This is a genomic window from Kitasatospora sp. NPDC057223 (assembly GCF_042669755.1).
Lineage (GTDB): Bacteria > Actinomycetota > Actinomycetes > Streptomycetales > Streptomycetaceae > Kitasatospora.
The window spans coordinates 22674-37598 of the sequence record NZ_JBHUWW010000084.1; the positions used below are offsets into that span (position 1 = coordinate 22674).

Annotated in this window: 16 protein-coding genes; 6 read left to right on the forward strand and 10 right to left on the reverse strand. The window is 73.8% G+C overall.

All coding sequences use genetic code 11. The features are described 5' to 3' along the window. Positions 1 to 214: 214 nt before the first annotated feature. The 4 genes from sigE (at position 215) to ACFUK0_RS26040 (ending at position 3538) form a co-directional block, all read left to right on the forward strand. Positions 215 to 937 carry an RNA polymerase sigma factor SigE gene (gene sigE, locus ACFUK0_RS26025; protein WP_380254286.1) on the forward strand — a complete coding sequence of 241 codons (723 nt, stop codon included), beginning with the start codon at positions 215 to 217 and terminating at the stop codon, positions 935 to 937. Next, the gene (locus ACFUK0_RS26030; protein ID WP_380254252.1) at positions 934 to 2040 is read left to right on the forward strand and encodes a zf-HC2 domain-containing protein; all 1107 of its coding nucleotides are present in this window, start codon (positions 934 to 936) and stop codon (positions 2038 to 2040) included. Before sigE ends, ACFUK0_RS26030 begins: the two co-directional genes overlap by 4 nt. 122 nt (positions 2041 to 2162) lie before the next feature. Further along, on the forward strand, positions 2163 to 2615 hold the full coding sequence (locus tag ACFUK0_RS26035) for a sec-independent translocase (protein WP_380254254.1): 453 nt from the start codon (positions 2163 to 2165) through the stop codon (positions 2613 to 2615). A gap of 212 nt (positions 2616 to 2827) precedes the next feature. Further along, positions 2828 to 3538, forward strand: a complete 711-nt coding sequence (locus tag ACFUK0_RS26040) for a hypothetical protein (protein ID WP_380254256.1) — start codon at positions 2828 to 2830, stop codon at positions 3536 to 3538. A gap of 61 nt (positions 3539 to 3599) precedes the next feature. On the opposite strand, the gene ACFUK0_RS26045 is transcribed toward ACFUK0_RS26040, so the two are convergent. The 4 genes from ACFUK0_RS26045 to ACFUK0_RS26060 form a co-directional block, all read right to left on the reverse strand. Then, on the reverse strand, positions 3600 to 4760 hold the full coding sequence (locus ACFUK0_RS26045; protein ID WP_380254258.1) for an Mrp/NBP35 family ATP-binding protein: 1161 nt from the start codon (positions 4758 to 4760) through the stop codon (positions 3600 to 3602). A gap of 67 nt (positions 4761 to 4827) precedes the next feature. Continuing rightward, positions 4828 to 5460: a DUF1003 domain-containing protein gene (locus ACFUK0_RS26050; protein ID WP_380254260.1), complete on the reverse strand. Its 633-nt coding sequence runs from the start codon at positions 5458 to 5460 to the stop codon at positions 4828 to 4830. Then, the gene (locus tag ACFUK0_RS26055; RefSeq protein ID WP_380254262.1) at positions 5450 to 6772 is read right to left on the reverse strand and encodes a magnesium transporter MgtE N-terminal domain-containing protein; all 1323 of its coding nucleotides are present in this window, start codon (positions 6770 to 6772) and stop codon (positions 5450 to 5452) included. The genes ACFUK0_RS26050 and ACFUK0_RS26055 overlap by 11 nt, the downstream gene beginning before the upstream one ends. 128 nt (positions 6773 to 6900) lie before the next feature. Continuing rightward, positions 6901 to 7461, reverse strand: coding sequence for a hypothetical protein (locus tag ACFUK0_RS26060; protein WP_380254264.1), 561 nt, complete (start codon positions 7459 to 7461; stop codon positions 6901 to 6903). Positions 7462 to 7631: 170 nt separating this feature from the next. Here ACFUK0_RS26060 and ACFUK0_RS26065 point away from each other — a divergent pair, with 170 nt between their 5' ends. Then, entirely contained in the window at positions 7632 to 8570 is a 939-nt protein-coding gene (locus tag ACFUK0_RS26065; RefSeq protein ID WP_380254266.1) for a DMT family transporter, read from the forward strand. A 10-nt stretch (positions 8571 to 8580) separates the two neighbouring features. On the opposite strand, the gene ACFUK0_RS26070 is transcribed toward ACFUK0_RS26065, so the two are convergent. Continuing rightward, positions 8581 to 9711: a magnesium and cobalt transport protein CorA gene (locus ACFUK0_RS26070; protein WP_380254268.1), complete on the reverse strand. Its 1131-nt coding sequence runs from the start codon at positions 9709 to 9711 to the stop codon at positions 8581 to 8583. Positions 9712 to 10131: 420 nt separating this feature from the next. Between ACFUK0_RS26070 and ACFUK0_RS26075 the strand changes: the two genes are divergently transcribed. Then, a complete protein-coding gene (locus tag ACFUK0_RS26075; protein WP_380254270.1) occupies positions 10132 to 10791 on the forward strand; it encodes a suppressor of fused domain protein in 660 nt (219 codons plus the stop codon). A 32-nt stretch (positions 10792 to 10823) separates the two neighbouring features. On the opposite strand, the gene ACFUK0_RS26080 is transcribed toward ACFUK0_RS26075, so the two are convergent. From ACFUK0_RS26080 to ACFUK0_RS26100, 5 genes are all read right to left on the reverse strand, one after another. After that, a complete protein-coding gene (locus ACFUK0_RS26080) occupies positions 10824 to 11438 on the reverse strand; it encodes a MarC family protein (RefSeq protein ID WP_380254272.1) in 615 nt (204 codons plus the stop codon). 78 nt (positions 11439 to 11516) lie between these two features. Continuing rightward, positions 11517 to 12377, reverse strand: coding sequence for a PHP domain-containing protein (locus ACFUK0_RS26085; RefSeq protein ID WP_380254274.1), 861 nt, complete (start codon positions 12375 to 12377; stop codon positions 11517 to 11519). Positions 12378 to 12467: 90 nt separating this feature from the next. After that, positions 12468 to 13106: a DUF6758 family protein gene (locus ACFUK0_RS26090; RefSeq protein ID WP_380254276.1), complete on the reverse strand. Its 639-nt coding sequence runs from the start codon at positions 13104 to 13106 to the stop codon at positions 12468 to 12470. A gap of 311 nt (positions 13107 to 13417) precedes the next feature. Then, positions 13418 to 13564, reverse strand: a complete 147-nt coding sequence (locus tag ACFUK0_RS26095) for a hypothetical protein (protein WP_380254278.1) — start codon at positions 13562 to 13564, stop codon at positions 13418 to 13420. Positions 13565 to 13949: 385 nt separating this feature from the next. Continuing rightward, positions 13950 to 14816: an alpha/beta fold hydrolase gene (locus ACFUK0_RS26100; protein WP_380254280.1), complete on the reverse strand. Its 867-nt coding sequence runs from the start codon at positions 14814 to 14816 to the stop codon at positions 13950 to 13952. Positions 14817 to 14925 lie beyond the last annotated feature (109 nt).

Consider the following 14925-nt stretch of genomic DNA (forward strand, 5'->3'; position numbering starts at 1 on the left):
ACGGACGACGGGAGCACGGACGGCAGGGCCGTTAGCGCATGGCAGGCGTGTTCGACCAGGGGTTGAGCACTTTTATCCGGATCTGACGGGTGAGGTGGATATCGTGGTGGCCCTGCTGGGCAGAAGAGCCGACCGAGGAGGTGTGGCCGAGGGCGACGTCCCTGTGCTGCGGCACTCCCGCGGTACCACGTCGGCCCGTACGCCGAAGCCCGTGATGAACCAGCCTGCGCCCACCCCCCTGGACAAGCCGGCCGACGCCACCGTCGCGGCCGCCCCCATCGCTCTGGCGACCTTCGCCGAGGGCCCCGACGCGCAGACCTGGACTCCGCCCTCCTGGGCCGAGATCGTCGAGGCGCACAGTGCCCGCGTGTACCGCCTCGCCTACCGGCTGACCGGAAACCAGCACGACGCCGAGGACCTCACCCAGGAGGTCTTCGTCCGGGTGTTCCGCTCGCTCTCCACGTACACCCCGGGCACCTTCGAGGGCTGGCTGCACCGCATCACCACCAACCTGTTCCTGGACATGGTGCGCCGACGCCAGCGGATCCGCTTCGACGCCCTCGGCGACGACGCCGCCGAGCGCCTGCCGAGCCGCGAGCCGAGCCCGGCCCAGCACTTCAGCGACACCCACTTCGACGCCGACGTCCAGCAGGCGCTCGACACCCTCGCCCCTGAGTTCCGCGCCGCCGTCGTGCTCTGCGACATCGAGGGCCTCTCGTACGAGGAGATCGCCGCCACGCTCGGCGTCAAGCTGGGCACCGTGCGCAGCCGGATCCACCGCGGCCGTTCACACCTGCGCGCGGCGCTCAAACACCGCGCGCCCGGCGCGGCCCCCGGCCGCGAGCGCCGTGGCGGGTCCGAGGAGCCGGTGCCGGTCGGCGCGGTCAGCGGTGAGGCGGGCGGTGTCCCCGACCGGCGCGGACGGAGGAAGTCGTGAGCGGTGTCGGCCGGTCCGGGCCGCACGAGCCCTCGGGCAGGACGCAGCCCCGCCGGGGCGGCGGCTGGGCCCAGCTCGGGCGCCGCGGCGCCGCCGAACCCGAACCGGTCACCGCCCCGCAGCTGCCCGGCGCGCCCGAGAGCGAGCTGCGCCCGGTCGCGGTCCGCACCCCCGAGCCCGTCGTGGAGGAGCACCACCTCGGCGAGCGGCTCTCCGCCTTCGTCGACGGTGAGCTCGGCCACGACTCGCGCGACCGCGTCCAGTCCCACCTGGCGACGTGCCCGCAGTGCCTCGCCGAGGCCGACGCGGGCCGGGCCGTCAAGCACCTGCTGACGCACACCGGCACCCCCGCGCCGTCCTCCACGCTGATGGCCCGGCTGCTCGCCGTCGGCGCACTCGACGCCCCGGAGGACGAGGCGGCCTCCGAGAACCGTGCGGACGACCACTACGACGACCACTTCGACGACCGCTCCGGCGGGTCGGGCGGCTCCGGCGGCGGCCTGGCCGCCGTCACCGGCACGCTCGGCGGCAGCCGGCTGACCGGCGGCTCGTTCGGCCGCGGCGCCGGATCCACGTTCGGCGGCGGCGCCCTCGGCGCGGACGCCCCGCTGCCCGGTGTCGACCCCAGGGCCTTCGGCCGCAACTCGGTGCTCCGGCCGCTGATGGGCCGCCGCGGCCCGCAGAGCGCCCCCGGCAGTCCGCTGGCGGCAGCGCTGCCCGCGGAGCCCGATGCCGGCGCCTCCGTGCCCTCGGTGCGCCCTGCGCCGCCCCGTGCCCGGCGCTTCGTCTTCGCCGCGGCCGCCGCCGGCGCCTTCTCGGTCGCCGCCGTCACTCTGGGCGGCGTCGGCGGGCTGCCGGCGACCGGCACCGGGGACGACCGGCACGGCACCGCCGTCACACCGGTGCGCGGCCCGGCGGGCGGTGCCCAGCAGCCGAAGCCGGCGCAGGTCCCGGTCGACTTCCCGGGTCTCCCGGTGGCGGCCACCCGTTCGGCGGCCGGGCCCGACAACGCCGCGCAGGCCCCGTACGCAGGCGGTTCGTACGGCGCGAACGCGTACGGCGGCGGCCTCTACGGCACCGGTTCGCAGGCCGGGAACCGCTGAGCGGTCCGGTTCGGCTCGTCCATCGGCGGGTCTTCACCACGGCTTCATCACAGAGAGGCCCGAAGACCCGCCGACGGCCATTACGCTGTAGGAACCGTTGACCGAAGAGCGTGGGAGCTTGCGTGTTCACAGACATAGGCCCACTGGAACTCGTCACGCTGGTCGTCATGGCCATCGTGATCTTCGGGCCGGACAAGCTCCCCAAGCTGATCCAGGACACCATGGGTTTCATCCGGAAGGTCCGCTCCTTCGCCGACAGCGCGAAGGAGGACATCCGCAGTGAGCTCGGCCCGGAGTTCAAGGACTTCGAGTTCGAGGACCTCCACCCGAAGACCTTCGTCCGCAAGCAGCTGATGGGCGGCGAGGACGACCCGCTGGGTCTCAAGGAGATCCGCGACAGCCTCGACATCAAGTCGGTGCTGGACGACAAGCCGTCCCCGTCGGTGAACGGCCGCGCGGGCGGCATCAGCACGGAGAAGTCCGCGTCCGGCGGGGTGGCAGCCGGGGCGGCCGCCACCTCCGGCGCGCCGCTCGCCACCGGTGAGCGCCCCCCGTTCGACCCGGACGCCACCTGAGCCGCGGCCGGTCCCGTACACCCCGACGCCCCGCCCGGCCGGTCTGCCGAGCGGGGCGCCGCCGTATCCGCCGCTATTGTGCTGATTGTCTCCGCCGTGCGCGTCCGGTCCGGCCACCGTCCGGACCGGGGCGCGCCACGGCGGACAGGCCGCGCAGCGCCGCGAACGGAGCGCGCCGCGGCAGGGAGAGCAGGCGTTGAGGAGGCCCGGGGATGGACGCGACGAGTCATACGGTCAAGGCGACCGGCACGGTGGAGGTGGGGGCGGAGGCCGAGTCAGGTGGTGCGACCGCCGCAGTGCCCGGCGGCAGGGCCCGCCCGGCCGCCGACCCGCTGGCGCCGTACCAGTCGGCGGACTTCCCCTGGTACGGACTGGACGAGGCCTGGACGGGCCGCCGCTGGCTGATGCAGGCCGGCGCCGGCCTGCGGCCCGGGCGGCCCGCCGCGGTCGACTACGGCACGCTCGGGCACGGCGAGGAGCCGGCCAAGCAGTACGAGGCCCGCGACGTCCGGCGCTTCGCCGTCGTCGTCACGGTCGCCCGCCGGGACGTCCGGCGCAGCGCCGACAACACCGGCACCCTGGAGGCCACCTCGGCCTCCTCCGCCGCCTGGCTGGCCGGCTCCGGCCTGCTCGCGGCCACCTGGCCCGGCCAGCTTGACCGCGCCCTGCGCCAGGACTGGATGGACCAGCAGACCGCCCTCGTCTGGGACCTCGCGGACAACCTCGACGGCCCCGGCTGGTCCACCCTCAGCCTTCCGGTGAACGGCCTGCCGCAGCCCTTCCGCTACCGCGAGTCCGAGTACGGCTGGGTCCTGGCGGGCGAGGCCCCCGGCGTCCTCCTCGGGGCCTACGGACGCGGCGTCAGCGCCTACGGCGCCGGCTTCGCCACCGTCCCCGACCTCACCGCCTACACCCGCCCCTGACACCCCGAAGGGCGGGCCCGGTGCCTACCGGACCCGCCCTTCGGCCGTGCTTCGCCCAGGCTCAGAACTTGTTCTTCGGGGTGAGCCCCAGGGAGAGGCCGGAGAGGCCGCGCTGGCGGCCGCCGAGCTTGCCGGCGATGGTGCGCAGGGCGGCGCCGGCCGGGGAGTCGGGGGCGGCCAGGACGACCGGGGTGCCGTCGTCGCCGCCCTCGCGGAGGCGGACGTCGATCGGGATGCTGCCGAGGACGGGGACGCTCGCGCCGACGGAGCGGGTGAGGGCGTCGGCGACGGTCTGGCCGCCGCCGGTGCCGAACACGTCGATCATCTCGTCGCAGTGCGGGCACGGCATGCCGGACATGTTCTCGATCACGCCGACGATCTTCTGGTGGGTCTGCAGCGCGATGGTGCCGGCCCGCTCGGCGACCTCGGCGGCGGCCATCTGCGGGGTGGTGACGATGAGGATCTCGGCGTTGGGCACCAGCTGGGCGACCGAGATGGCGATGTCACCGGTGCCCGGCGGCAGGTCGAGCAGCAGCACGTCCAGGTCGCCCCAGTACACGTCGGCGAGGAACTGCTGGAGTGCGCGGTGCAGCATCGGCCCGCGCCAGACCACCGGCGCGTTGCCCGGGGTGAACATGCCGATGGAGATGACCTTCACGCCGTGCGAGGACGGCGGCATGATCATGTCCTGGACCTGGGTGGGGCGGCCCTCGACGCCGAGCATCCGGGGGATGCTGTGCCCGTAGATGTCGGCGTCCACGACCGCGACCTTCAGGCCGTCGGCCGCCATCGCGGCGGCCAGGTTGACCGTCACGGAGGACTTGCCGACGCCGCCCTTGCCGGAGGCGACCGCGTAGACCCGGGTCAGCGTCCCCGGCTTGGCGAACGGGATCTCCTTCTCGGGGGCGCCGCCGCGCAGCAGGCTGGAGAGCTCCTTGCGCTGCTCGTCGCTCATCACGTCGAGTTCGACCTCGACGCCGGTCACACCCGGGACGGCGGAGACCGCCTCGGTCACCCGGCTGGTGATGGTGTCGCGCATCGGGCAGCCGGAGACGGTCAGGTAGACCGCGACGCGGACCGCGCCGTCCTCGGCGATCCCGACCGACTTCACCATGCCGATCTCGGTGATCGGACGGTTGATCTCCGGGTCGTTGACGGTCGCCAGCGCCGCGCGCACGGACTCCTCCGTGACGCCGACCGCAACCTCTGTCTCGTTGGCCATGCCTTGATGGTACGGCGCACCGCCCGGCCCCCGACCCCCGAGTAACGTGCCTCGGGTCACAGGATGGTCAGACCAGGTCGGCGGCGTCCCGGCGCTCGTCCATCTCCTTGAGCAGCGACTGCAGCTCGGAGCGGATGAAGTCCCTGGTGGCGACCTCGCCGAGGCCCTGCCGCAGGGCGGCGACCTCGCGGGTCAGGTACTCGGTGTCGGCGATGTTGCGGTCGCTGCGGGCGCGGTCCTGCTCCATGTTGACGCGGTCCCGGTCGTCCTGGCGGTTCTGGGCGAGCAGGATCAGCGGCGCGGCGTAGGAGGCCTGCAGCGAGAGCATCAGGGTGAGGAAGATGAACGGGTAGTTGTCGAACCGCACGGCGTCGGGCAGCAGGGTGTTCCAGCCGACCCAGACGACCACCACCACCGTCATCCAGACGATGAACCGCCCGGTGCCGAGGAAGCGCGCGATCCGCTCGGAGAGCTTGCCGAACGCCTCCGGGTCGTAGGTGGGCAGGTTGAAGAGGCCGGGGCGGGCGGTGCGCGGCTGGTCGAGGCGGGCCCGGGCGGAGCCGCTGCTCGCGCTCTCGGTGCGCTGCATCCGGCTGCCCTCGCGGGCGCGCTTCTCGCGCAGCTGGCGCAGGTGCCGCAGTTCGCCCTGCAGGCGCTGGCGGGGCGCGTCGCCCTGCCGCCCCTTGCGGTCAGCGTCCACCGGTCGCCTCCCTCTCGTCTTCGTCGCCGGGCCGGGGGTGGTCGTCCTGCTCGGGGCCGTCGCCGCCGTGCAGGGCCGCGTCGCGCCAGTCCTCCGGCAGCAGGTGGTCGAGCACGTCGTCGACGGTGACGGCGCCGAGCAGGTGGTCGGCCTCGTCGACCACGGGCGCCGCGACCATGTTGTAGGTGGCGAGGTAGCTGGTGATCAGGGAGAGCGGGGTGTCCGGCGGCAGCGGGTCGAGGTCGTCGTCGACCAGTGAGCCGACCAGCGTGTACGGGGGCTCGCGCAGCAGCCGCTGGAAGTGCACGGTGCCGAGGTACTTGCCGGTGGGCGTCTCGCTGGGTGCCCGGCAGACGAAGACCTGCGCCGCGAGGGCGGGCTTGTTGTCGGCGATCCGGACGAGGGCGAGGGCCTCGGCCACGGTGGCGTCCGGCTCCAGCACGATCGGTTCGGTGGTCATCAGACCGCCGGCGGTGTTCTCCTCGTACGTCAGCAGCCGCCGCACCGGCGCGGCCTCGTCCGGCTCCATCAGCTGGAGCAGCCGCTCGGCCTCCTCGCCGGGCAGTTCGGAGAGCAGGTCGGCGGCGTCGTCCGGGTCCATCGCCTCCAGGACGTCGGCGGCGCGCTCGTCCTTCAGCTTGCCGATGATCTCGACCTGGTCGTCCTCCGGCAGCTCCTCCAGGACGTCGGCGAGGCGTTCGTCGTCGAGGGCGGCGGCCACCTCGGCGCGGCGCTTGGCGGAGAGGTGGTGCATCACGTTGGCGAGGTCGGCGGGGCGCAGCTGGTCGAAGGTGGCGAGCAGGTTGGCGGCGCCCTGGTCCTCCTCGCTGAGGGAGAAGCCGGTGACGTCGTGCCAGTCCAGCGTGAGGGTCTCGCCCTTGGCCTTGCGCAGCCGGCTGGGCTTGCCGGTCTGGACGAAGACCTTGCTGATCTCCCACTCCCGGACCCGGGTCTGCACCATGGCGACGTCGAGGACGGTGACCTCCTCCTGCGTCCGGCTGCGCACCACGCGGCGGTCCAGCAGTTCGGCGAGGACGAGGGTCTCGGACGGGCGCTGTTCGAAGCGCCGCATGTTGATCACGCCGGTGGTGAGCACCTGGCCGGACTCCAGGCTGGTGACCCGGGTCATCGGCAGGAAGATCCGGCGCCGGCCGACGACCTCCACGACCAGCCCGAGCACCCGGGGCGGCCGGCCGCCGATCCGCAGCGAGACCACCACGTCGCGGACCCGGCCGACCTGGTCGCCGTTGGGGTCGAAGACCGCCACGCCCGCGAGGTGGGAGATGAAGACCCGGCTGCCTGCCCCTGCCATGGACCCTCGACTCCCCTCGGTGCGCGTACGGGCGCGCGGCGGCGCCCGCGGCCAAGGCTACCCGGGAGGGAAGGGCGCAGCCCGCCGAGCCACGGCCCGGCGGGCGCCGTCGGCGGTCTGAGCGCCGGTCAGCGGGCCCGGCGCCTGAACAGCAGCTTCGGCAGGCCCGCCGGGACGGGCAGCCGGGTGGTGGCGGGGGAGGCCATCGGCGCGGCCGCCAGCGAGCCGTCGGGCATGGCGCCGGGCTGCTCGGTGAGCTGCCGGCCCTGCGGTCCGGCCGGCTCCAGCCGCAGGACGCGGCACTCGCGGGCCCAGCGGTCGGTGACGGTGTCGGTGTCGGGGGCGTTGAGGCGCTTGCCCTTGAGCTCCTCGACCGCGCCGAGCCAGCCCTCGCTGCCGGGGGCCAGCTCGGTGACGCGGGCGGGCCAGCCGGCCAGCCGCCCCCACTTGTCCTTGCTGCGCACGGTGACCTCGGCGCCCGCACCCGCGGTGAGGCCGTGCAGCGGCTGCTCGGCGCCGTCGCCGACCACGACCACGGCGCCGTCGTGCCAGGCGTGCCACAGGGCGCGGCTCTGTTCCTGCCCGTCGGCGCGGACCCAGAGCAGACCGGACTTCTTCGCGGCCTCCTCCAGGAGGGCCCGGTCGAGGAAGTCGTCGGCGGTCGCGGCGGCGGCAGGCGTGCGGTCCATGGCGGACAGCGTACGGCCTGCGGGTCCGCCCGGCGGGTGCGCGGGGGGTGTGCGGCCGCGCGCGGGATGCCCTGCGGGCCGGGCGGACAGTTCCGTAGCCCCGCCAGGGGCCTTACCGTAGGGAGCGGCGCGCGTCAGCCGTCCAACCCGTCCCAGCCACGAGGAGAGCCGTGCCCGCCGTCCGGCCAGCCACCGCCGACACCGCCGTGCCCGCCACCCCCGGTACCGGTGGGCCGGAGCAGCGTGCTCTCCCCAGGACGGACCTGCTGCTGCTCGCCGTGTCCATCGGCGGCATCTCGCTGTCGGCGCCGCTGATCAGCGCCACCGCCGCGCCCGCGCTCGCCATCGCGCTCTGGCGCAACGTCCTGTCGGTCGGCGTGCTCGGCCCGTACGCGCTGCTGCGGCACCGGGCGGAGCTGCGCGGGATCGGCCGGCGGGCGCTGCTGCTGGCGATGGCGGCCGGGGTGCTGCTCGGTCTGCACTTCGCGCTCTGGATGCCGAGCCTGCGGATGACCTCGGTCGCCTCGTCGACGGCGCTGGTCACCACCACCCCGCTCTGGACGATCCTGCTGATGCGGCTGCTGGGCGTCCGGGCGCCGCGGCTGGTGTGGGCGGGCATGTGCGTGGCCTTCGCGGGCGTGCTGGTGCTGACCGGCGTCGACCTGTCGCTCTCCCCGCGGGCGCTGGCCGGCGACGCGCTGGCGCTCGGGGCGGGCCTGGCGGCGGCGGGGTACGTGCTGCTCGGTGCGGAGGTCCGCAGGACCGTCAGCACGACCGCGTACACGCTGGTCTGCTACGCGACCACGGCCGTCGTGCTGCTGGCGGTCTGTCTGGCGGCCGGGACGCCGCTGGCGGGCTGGCCGGCCGGGGTGTGGTGGCAGATCGTGCTGCTGATGGTCACCGCGCAGCTGCTCGGGCACTCGCTGAGCAACCGGGTGGTGCGCACGCTCGGGCCGTCCGTCACCTCGACCGCGATCCTGCTGGAGACCCCGGGCGCGGCGCTGATCGCGGCCCTCTGGCTGGGCCAGTGGCCGCCGGTGGCCGCGTACCCGGCGGTCGCACTGATCCTGCTGGGGCTGGTGCTGGTCGCCCGCGGCGGGCGGCGCTGAGCGGGCCGGGCTACAGCCAGCCGTTGCGGCGGAAGCCGCGGTACATGCCGACGCAGATCGCGGCGACACTGACCAGCACCATCGGATAGCCGTACTTGTGGTGCAGCTCGGGCATGTAGTCGAAGTTCATGCCGTAGACGCCGGTGATCATCGTGGGCACGGCGAAGATGGCGGCCCAGGCGGTGATCTTGCGCATGTCCTCGTTCTGCGCGACCGAGACCTGCGCCAGGTTGGCCTGGAGCAGCGAGTTCAGCAGTTCGTCGAAGCCGTGCACCTGCTCGGTGACCCGGGCCAGGTGGTCGGCGACATCGCGGAAGTACTTCTGGATGTCCGGGTCGACGAGGCGCTGGAGCGGCTCCGAGAGCTGCTGCATCGGGCGCAGCAGCGGGGTCACCGCGCGCTTGAACTCCAGCACCTCGCGCTTGAGCTGGTAGACCCGGCCGACGTCGGTGCCCTTGCCGCCCTTGTTGGCGAACACGTCGAACTCGATCTCGTCCACGTCGCCCTGGAGCCGGCCGGCCACCTCCAGGTAGTTGTCCACCACGTGGTCGGCGATCGCGTGCAGGACGGCGGACGGGCCCTTGGCGAGCAGCGCGGTGCCGTCCACACTGTCGACGTCCTGCTCCATCCGGCGGCGCAGTTCCTGGAGGGAGCTGTGGCCGCCGTGCCGGACGGTGATCACGAAGTCCTGGCCGGCGAAGACCATCAGCTCGCCGGTCTCGACCACCTCGCTGGTCGGGGTCAGCTGGTCGTGCTCGACGTAGCGGATCGTCTTGAAGACGGCGAACAGCACGTCGTCGTAGCGCTCGACCTTGGGGCGCTGGTGCGCGTGCACCGCGTCCTCGACGGCGAGCGGGTGGAGGCCGAAGCGCTTCGCGATGCCCTCGAACTCGGCCTCGGTCGGCTCGTGCAGTCCGATCCAGCTGAACGGCGGCGCGCTGTCGTGCTGCTTCGCGGCCTTCACTCTGCGGGCGGCCTCGCGCGGGCTGCAGCTCTCACCGTGCCGCTTGCCGTCCTGGTACACGGCGCAGTCGACGACCGCGGAGGCGGACTGGCCGGGGTGGATCGAGTCGTACGCGTCCTCGTCGGTGCGCCGGCGGTGCGGGAGGACGGCGGCGCGCAGGTTGTTGATCATCGACATGGCAGGCTCCTTGGGCAGGAGCCGTCGCACGGCGGCACGGGGTGACGGCCGGGGCGCGGCGGCGAGGAACACCGATGGAATCCGGTGCCTGCGATCGGTCCTCGGCCTTGCTGGGGCGCGATGCGGGACGACGAGGCTCCGGGGAGGGTGCTCTCCCGGCCAGATCTGACGCCGCCTCGCTCACCACGGCATACGCGGCTGTTTCAGCCGGTGTGGTGAGGGGTACGGGGAAGGCGTCCGGGCCGGGCAGAGCTGCCGGTACTGCATGGTCGGCTGGTATCCACCGCAACCACCTCCTTCGCGCCGCTGCCCCGGACGACAGAAGTGTCCGGTGGCCAGCTGCTCACATTAACAGCTGACCGGCCCCCGGCGCTGGGGTGTTCACCAGCCGGTCCGCCGCGGCGCGTTACGCTCACCGGCATGGCGCACGACTTCCCGCTCTTCGGCGACCCGTCCCGTGATCCCTCCGGCGGTCCGCACGGCCCCGGCCGGCACTCCCGCGAGGCCGTCCTGACGGCGGTCGAGGCCCGGCTGCTGACCACCTTCGGCGAGCCGAGCGGCCGGGCCGCCGTGACGTTCCTCGGCACCGACCGGATCGAGGTGCTGCGCTTCGGCCCCGACGCCGGGGGCCTGGTCCGGTACGCCACGCTCGGGATGGCGGCCACGCCGATGGCGGACCCGACCGCCGCGGTCGCCGACCCGGTGCGCGGCCCGCGCGCGGAGCTGGTGCTCACCGTCCGCGGCGGCCGGGACGACGTGCTGCGGACGATGGCCACCTTCGCGGCGACGCCGCAGGTCGAGGGACTGGTGGTGGCCCCCGGGGGCTCGCTGGACCTGGGCTCGCCGCTCTGGGAGGGCGCGCCGTTCACGTCCGTCCTGGCGGCCGAACCCGGCGGTCTGGTGGCGGACCTCGAACTGGACGAGCCGGCCGAGCCGGTCCGCTTCCTGCCGCTGCTGCCGATGACGCCGAACGAGGCCGGCTTCAAGCGGGTGCACGGCGCGGCGGCCCTGGAGGAGCGCTGGCTCCAGCACGGCACCGACCTGCGGGACCCGCGGCGCCGGGCCGTCCCGCTGGACTGACGCCCGGCCCCGGGCGCCGTCCTGAGCGGGGCTCAGGCGTTCGCGTCGATGAAGGCGAAGACCCCGTTGGCGGTCAGCTGGACGGCGATCGCCGACAGCAGCAGGCCCGACAGGCGGGTGATGAGCACCACACCGCCCTCCTTGATGACCGTGATGATGAGCAGCGAGAACCGCATCGTCAGCCACAGCACGACGTGCATCGCGACGATGGCGCACCACGCCGCGAGCTTCTGCGCGCCGGTGTCCGCGCTCTGGACGGCCAGGATGACCGCGACGATGGCGCCGGGCCCGGCCAGCAGCGGGGTGCCGAGCGGGACGAGCGCCACGTTCACCTCCTTGGTCTGCGTCGGCTCGTCGATCTTGCCGGTCAGCAGGTCGAGGGCGATCAGCAGCAGCAGGATGCCGCCGGAGACCTGCAGGGCCGGGATGGAGACGTGCAGGTAGTCCAGGATGGTGCGGCCGAACAGCCCGAAGCAGGTGATCACGCCGAGGGCCACGGCGGCGGCCTGCCAGGCCATCCGGCGGCGCACCTTGTTGGCGCGGCCGGAGGTCAGTGCGAGGAAGATCGGGATGGTGCCCGGCGGGTCCATGATCACGAACAGGGTGACGAACAGTGACCCGAAGGTCGTCACGTCGAAGAAGCTCATCGGGCGGCGCTCTCGCTCATGCCCGAATTGTCCCGTTGCGCCCGCGCCGTCGCGCCCCTTGGGGCGGCGCCCGGCGTGTCACCCGGTGACGGGTACGGCTCCGGTCGCCTGCGCCAGCAGTGCCTCGTACACCGCCGGATCGGTGGTGTGCTCGCCGAGCCGCACCGTCTTGCGGCTGCCGTGGTAGTCGCTGGAGCCGGTGGTCAGCAGGCCCAACTCTGCTGCCAGGCCGCGCAGACGGGCGCGGGTCTGCTCGTCGTGGTCGGTGTGGTCGACCTCCAGGGCGGCCAGGCCCGCCGCCGCCAGGTCGGCGATCACCTGGTCGGAGACCGTCCGTCCGCGCTTCACCGCGCCGGGGTGGGCGAACACCGGCACCCCGCCCGCCGCGCGCACCAGGCGGACGGCCTCGGCCGGGTCGGTCTCGTGCTTGCGGACGTCCGCCCGGCCGCCGTTGGCCAGCCAGTCGGCGGTGAACGCGTCCGAGACGCTCGCCACCACGCCGGCCTCGACCAGTGCGCTCGCGATGTGCGGCCGGCCCACCGAACCCGTACCGGCGATCCGCTCCACCTGCTCCCAGCTGATCGGCGCGCCCAGCTCGCGGCAGCGCTCCACGACCGCCCGGCCGCGCCGGAACCGGTCGTTGCGCACCAGCTCGCGCTCCTGCGCGAAGGCCGGTTCGGCCGGGTCGAAGAGGTACGCCAGCAGATGCAGGCTGATGCCGTCCAGATGGCAGGAGAGTTCGGCGCCGGGCACCAGGGTGAGCCGGCGGCCGGCCGGCAGCGCGCGCACGGCGGCCTCCGCCTCCGCATGGCCCAGGACGGTGTCGTGGTCGGTCAGCGCCACCACGTCCAGGCCCGCCGCGACGGCCGCGGCCACCAGTTCGGCCGGGGTGTCGGTGCCGTCGGAGGCGTTGCTGTGGGCGTGCAGATCGATGCGCACGGTGTCAGGACTCCTGTGGTGGACGCTCGCCGGGTGCGCCCCAGGATAGTCAGGCCGCGGGCCGGCCCCCGCGGAGCCGGCCCGCTGCGCTCAGCCCAGCAGGCGGGGGGAGAGCGCGCCGCACGGCAGCAGGCTCAGTTCGGCCCCGGCCTCGCGCAGGTCGGTGAGCACCAGCTCGTCGTACATCACCAGGGCCGACTGCTCGGGCCAGGCGATCGCCCACAGCCACAGGCCGAGCGCCTCGCCGGCGAACACCGCGCGGTCGGGCGGTGCGTCGGGGACGTGGAACATCGGGGTGGGACGGCCGGCGGCCAGCAGTTTGGCGTCGGCGGGCTTGTAGAGCGAGACGTGCTCGCCAGGATCCGGGCCGGGCATCCCGGCGTAGCGGGCACCGAGGCCGACACCCAGCTCCTCGGCGACCAGCACCAGTTCGCCGAAGCCGCCGAGCGGGGCGGGCCCCGAACAGGCCACGGCGGTGGCGCGGGCGCCGGACACGTCGTCACCCACGTGGGCGATCCCGGTGTACAGCCAGCCGACCGGCAGCGGCCACGGCATCCAGACGGGGACCTGCGAACGCGCCACGGCCACGCCCAGCGCCTCGACGCTCGGGGGCAGTACGGGCTGCATCGGGTGGACCGCGCCGTGCCGGTCGCACTGCCAGGTGTCTGAGAACAGACCGGGCGCGCGGACCCGACCGGCGCACCTCGGGCAGCTGGGCTCGCCCCTCATAGCGGACAACGCTCCTCCCTCCGGGCGGCCGCGTCAAGGACGATCACCCGTACGGAGTGCTTCGCGTCCTGCTCCGTCCGCGTGTCGGCCCCGGGCCCCGCGCCGGCGGCGCTGCGTGGGCGGCCCCCGCTAGGGGATGTCCAGCGACGGGCGGCGGCAAACGTCGGGCGCCCCGCCGCAGACACACTGATGCCCCGTCATCCGCTGGTGGGTGACGGGGCATCAGTGGGGTATCGGGATGTCGGCGGCAGGCGCCTCGCCGGTCTCCGGGGCGGAGGCGGACTCCGCTGCGGGAGCGGCGCCGTACGGTGTCAGTTGGTCTTGCACGGGCGGATGAGCAGTCGTTCGCCGGTCCGGGCGGCTGCCTGCACCAGTTCGTTGACGGTCTCGGCGTCGGCGATCAGCCGGTCGGTGGCTGCGCCCTGGGCGTCGTCCAGACGGAGAATTTCGAAGCGCATGGGCTTCTCCTTTGCTTGCCCCGGCGGCCGGGGCGGTTGTGGCTGACTGGGAATCAGCCCCTTGAAGGTCTGTCGGGTCGCTCGTTCCACGGCCTGCTGCGGCAAGTGGGCCCCCTGGCTGCCGGGACTGCTGGTGCCTCACGAACCACTGTGCCGTGGTGCTGCTTCCGGGCGGTTGCCTGCCCGTAAAGTCCTGATTTCGGCTGGGAAGCGCCGATCAGCGCCGCGTTGCGTCCAGCCATGGGTTCAACGGGTCGGACGGGGTTAAAGATTCCCGGACAGACTCAAATATTACCGGAACTAACGAGTTCTGTCCCGAAAGTTGCCCGAGAGATGTGATCCCGCACACCTCCCGGGCGGATCCGTGCAGCTCACGGCAGGCGGATCAGGCCCAGAACCGGGCCAGGGCGGCGGCCGTCGCGGCGGGCTGCTCGACGTTGGGGGAGTGGCCGGCGTCCTCGACGACCACCCGGCCCGCCCCGAGCCGCTGCGCCATCCGGGACTGCTCCTCCACCGGCCACGCGTAGTCCCGCACGCCCGACAGCACCAGCTTCGGCAGCGCGGGGGCGGCGGCCGCCAGCTCGTCCACCCGGTCGGGGCCCGAGATCAGGTGGCCGCCGGTGGTGATCAGCGCCTGCGGCACGTTGGCCAGCCAGCGCTCGTGCAGGAACCGCGAGACCTCGGCGGACGGGCGCTTCGCCGGGTCGCCGCTGCCCTCCTCCATCTGCTGCAGGATCTGCCAGATGGACTCCAGGTCCATCGTCTGCAGCGCGTCCACCAGCAGTTTGGTGCGGGCCGCCTCGGACGGCTCGATCGCCGCCGGGCCGGTCGAGAGCAGGGTCAGCGAGGCCCAGGGCAGCGGCCCGTCGGCGCCGAGCACCGCCTCCCGGGCGACCTGGCCGCCGAACGAGTGCCCCAGCAGGTGCAGCGGCCCGCCGCCGGCCAGCAGCGCGCCCAGGGCCCGGACGTCCGCGCCCAGCTGGGCGACGGCGTAGGGCGCCGGGTCGTCCGGCCCGCCGGACTGGTACTGGCCGCGCTGGTCGACCGCCACCACCCGGTAGCCGGACTTCGCGAGCGGCTCCAGGAGGGCGATGAAGTCCTCCTTGCTGCCGGTGAAGCCGGGTACCAGCAGCGCCGTCCCGAGCGGCTCCCCGGCGGGGTCGGACCACAGCGCGGCGAACTCGCCGCGCGGAGTGGCCAGCCGCAGCGAGCGGGCGCAGCCGGGCAGCTTCAGGGACTGTGGGGTGCTCATGGTGCGGTGTCCTCCAGGGCAGCGGCGGGGGGTTCCGAGCCTAGCCATCCGCCGCCGTGAAGCACGTGACCCGGCCGCGACGCGACAGGGCGGGCCGGTCCGTGAGGAC

Coding starts and splice junctions, on each gene's coding strand:
- ACFUK0_RS26075 (WP_380254270.1), top strand. CDS start 10,132: ATGGCGCACGACTTCCCGCTCTTCGGCGACCCGTCCCGTGATCCCTCC.
- ACFUK0_RS26045 (WP_380254258.1), bottom strand. CDS start 4,760: ATGGCCAACGAGACAGAGGTTGCGGTCGGCGTCACGGAGGAGTCCGTG.
- ACFUK0_RS26090 (WP_380254276.1), bottom strand. CDS start 13,106: ATGAGGGGCGAGCCCAGCTGCCCGAGGTGCGCCGGTCGGGTCCGCGCG.
- ACFUK0_RS26060 (WP_380254264.1), bottom strand. CDS start 7,461: ATGGACCGCACGCCTGCCGCCGCCGCGACCGCCGACGACTTCCTCGAC.
- sigE (WP_380254286.1), top strand. CDS start 215: ATGAACCAGCCTGCGCCCACCCCCCTGGACAAGCCGGCCGACGCCACC.
- ACFUK0_RS26080 (WP_380254272.1), bottom strand. CDS start 11,438: ATGAGCTTCTTCGACGTGACGACCTTCGGGTCACTGTTCGTCACCCTG.
- ACFUK0_RS26100 (WP_380254280.1), bottom strand. CDS start 14,816: ATGAGCACCCCACAGTCCCTGAAGCTGCCCGGCTGCGCCCGCTCGCTG.
- ACFUK0_RS26055 (WP_380254262.1), bottom strand. CDS start 6,772: ATGGCAGGGGCAGGCAGCCGGGTCTTCATCTCCCACCTCGCGGGCGTG.
- ACFUK0_RS26040 (WP_380254256.1), top strand. CDS start 2,828: ATGGACGCGACGAGTCATACGGTCAAGGCGACCGGCACGGTGGAGGTG.
- ACFUK0_RS26095 (WP_380254278.1), bottom strand. CDS start 13,564: ATGCGCTTCGAAATTCTCCGTCTGGACGACGCCCAGGGCGCAGCCACC.
- ACFUK0_RS26070 (WP_380254268.1), bottom strand. CDS start 9,711: ATGTCGATGATCAACAACCTGCGCGCCGCCGTCCTCCCGCACCGCCGG.